Source organism: Holdemanella porci, assembly GCF_009696075.1.
Taxonomy (GTDB): Bacteria; Bacillota_I; Bacilli_A; order Erysipelotrichales; family Erysipelotrichaceae; genus Holdemanella; species Holdemanella porci.
Genome location: NZ_VUMR01000101.1, coordinates 1 through 2,599, shown reverse-complemented (window position 1 = coordinate 2,599; position 2,599 = coordinate 1). Strand labels below are relative to the sequence as shown.

Here is a 2,599-nt window from a genome sequence, read left to right as displayed (position 1 = left end):
AATACAACACGAATTCACTCACATTGTGAATATGAATCTCCACAAAATTTTGAAAAACAATATTTGAAACATAAACATTAAAAAAACAGATATTTAAGTTGTCTTAAATCTTGACATAGTACCAATGATTTGGAAAGACATGTATGATTTTTCTGAAGATTCAGTATTATTGGTTTTAGCAAGCACACATTATGATGGTAAGGAATATATTAGAGATTATACAGAATATTTAGAAATAATGAGGAGTAATAATGAATAAGCCTTTAGTTTCTCTTTGTATACCAACTAATGGAGTAATTGAATGGGTTTTTCCAGTATTAGATAGTATATATAAACAGGAATGTTTTGATGAATTATTTGAAGTAGTTATTACCGATAACGGCAATAATAAAGAATTTGAGAAACAAATTTTGTTATACAAGCAAAGTCATCCTAATTTGCGCTATTATCAAACTGATGCATTGCCATTTATAAATGAGATTGAATCTTATAAGCAAGCAAAAGGACATTTAATAAAATTTGTTAATCATCGTACACTTTTAGTAAATGGTGCTTTAAATCAGTTAATACATCTTGTTAAAGACAACTTTGAAACAAAACCTGTTATGTATTTTACAAATGGTGTTTTAGAAAAGGAAAATAAAATTTTTGAATACAATTCATTTGATGAGTTTGTGAAGAATCTTTCATATTGGTCTTCATGGTCTACAGGCATGACTATTTGGAAAGAAGATTTTGATAAACTTCCAAAAGATGTAAGTACTTTTAATGAATTATTTCCTCATACAAATGTTCTATTTGCTGAAACAGATAGAGATCAATACCTTATTGATAATACAATTATATTTAATGAAATTCCACAAGGAAAAAAGCCTAAAGGAAATTATGATTTGTTTTATGCTTTTGGAGTAGAATACCCTTCAATTATCTTGGATTTGTATAGAAATAATTCTATTACTACAAATACTTTTAAAAGTGTTTTAAAGGATAACTTATTATTTATTTCGGAATTGTATTATTCATATTTTATAAAAAAAGAGTATTGTTCTTATGATTTGAATGGTTTGAATAATATGTATGGTATTTTTTATACAAAATCACAACTAAGGAAAGGAGTAAAATCTTTACTTTTAAGTAAAATAGAAAAAAAACTAAAAGGAAAGTAAATAATTGAGAATGATTAAATCGAATGAATATTTTATTTTTGATAATGGGCAATATTCTGGTTTAAAACAAGGATTATATGGAATAGTTTCTTTTGTAAAATCAGTTTTTTATAAAGCAAAATTGACTATATCTAGACCAAATATCATTTCAAAAAAATACAATGTTGCAATTTGTGCGATATTTAAAAATGAAGGACCGTATTTAAAAGAATGGCTTGAGTTCAATCATATTATTGGGGTTGAGCACTTTTATTTATATAATAATAATTCGAAAGATAATTATCAGACTGTATTACAACCATATATCGATAACGGCTTGGTAACTTTAATACAATGGCCTTATAACCAAAAACAAATGGAGTGTTATATGTCATGTATAGAGGATTATTCCAAAGAAACTAAATGGCTTGGATTTATAGATATTGATGAATTCATAGTTCCAAAATCAACAGATTCAATTTATGAATTTTTGAAACAATTTGAGAAAAAAGCAGGTTCTGTTAATATTTATTGGAAAATATTTGGTACATCAGGACGCTTAGACAGAGATTTATCTGGATTGGTTTCTGAAGACTTTTTTGTTTGTTGGCCAAAATATATGGATTTAGGTAAATGCTTTTATAATACTTCATTTGGATTTGATAGAAATTCAAAACATTCAAAGCAATTACATCATAAATTTTGGGCAAATTATAAAGGAATAGATATTCCACCTTTAAATGTCTTTGGACATGTGTGTGTAGGAAATCGTAATGTTGTGGATAGTAATGATTTTCCAATTCAAATTAATCATTATTTTACAAAATCGTATAAAGAATATGCAATGAAACGTGCTAAAGGTGATGTATATTTTAAAATCAATCCTCATGATGAAGAATATTTTTATGAACATGAAATGAAATGTACAGGTACTGATTATTCTGCTTATAAGTACTTAGTTAAATTGAAAAAGAAGTTAGGATGTGAAAATAATGAAGTATGATATAGGAATTCAAACATTTTGGAATGTTCCAAATTATGGAACATTTGCACAGGCTTATGCTTTACAAAAAGTTTTACAAGAAATAAACGAAAATAAAGATGTTAGACAAATCGCACATTTAGATAAACATCATTTTAATTTTTACTATGATATAGCCGCATATTATCGTAGTTTTCCAATTTGGAAAAAATCTTTTTGGAAAAGCTTTTTAATCAATTCAAAAAATATTGAGGAAAAAGAAAAAAATTTTTTTAGCGCATATGAAACTATTCCACATACAATGAATATTGACTTAAAAAATATAAAAGAATTTCAATTTGATAAGATTTTGGCTTAACTAGCAATTTGGTGACTTTGCTATAATTTTGCGTTTTATCACTTATGCGAATAACCATTCGTTCTTCAAATCCTTTAAACGAGTGATCTTATAGATATTTTTCAATCTAAGTAG

4 protein-coding genes are annotated in these 2,599 nt (G+C 26.0%); all 4 read left to right on the top strand.

Annotated features, from left to right (window positions below; translation table 11 throughout):
* Positions 1–115 precede the first annotated feature (115 nt).
* The 4 genes from FYJ55_RS11515 to FYJ55_RS10445 are packed head-to-tail and all read left to right on the top strand — an operon-like array spanning position 116 to position 2,485.
* Positions 116–259, top strand: a complete 144-nt coding sequence (locus FYJ55_RS11515; RefSeq protein ID WP_407651054.1) for a WxcM-like domain-containing protein — start codon at positions 116–118, stop codon at positions 257–259.
* Complete coding sequence (locus tag FYJ55_RS10455) at positions 252–1,166, top strand: hypothetical protein (protein WP_154556772.1); 915 nt, start codon at positions 252–254, stop codon at positions 1,164–1,166. The genes FYJ55_RS11515 and FYJ55_RS10455 overlap by 8 nt, the downstream gene beginning before the upstream one ends.
* A gap of 10 nt (positions 1,167–1,176) precedes the next feature.
* Positions 1,177–2,148 carry a glycosyltransferase family 92 protein gene (locus FYJ55_RS10450; RefSeq protein ID WP_154556771.1) on the top strand — a complete coding sequence of 324 codons (972 nt, stop codon included), beginning with the start codon at positions 1,177–1,179 and terminating at the stop codon, positions 2,146–2,148.
* Complete coding sequence (locus FYJ55_RS10445; protein WP_154556770.1) at positions 2,138–2,485, top strand: hypothetical protein; 348 nt, start codon at positions 2,138–2,140, stop codon at positions 2,483–2,485. Before FYJ55_RS10450 ends, FYJ55_RS10445 begins: the two co-directional genes overlap by 11 nt.
* Positions 2,486–2,599: the final 114 nt, after the last annotated feature.

What these genes read in the sequence shown, in the direction of transcription:
- FYJ55_RS10455 (WP_154556772.1), top strand. Translation starts at nt 252, where the DNA reads ATGAATAAGCCTTTAGTTTCTCTTTGTATACCAACTAATGGAGTAATT.
- FYJ55_RS10450 (WP_154556771.1), top strand. Translation starts at nt 1,177, where the DNA reads ATGATTAAATCGAATGAATATTTTATTTTTGATAATGGGCAATATTCT.
- FYJ55_RS10445 (WP_154556770.1), top strand. Translation starts at nt 2,138, where the DNA reads ATGAAGTATGATATAGGAATTCAAACATTTTGGAATGTTCCAAATTAT.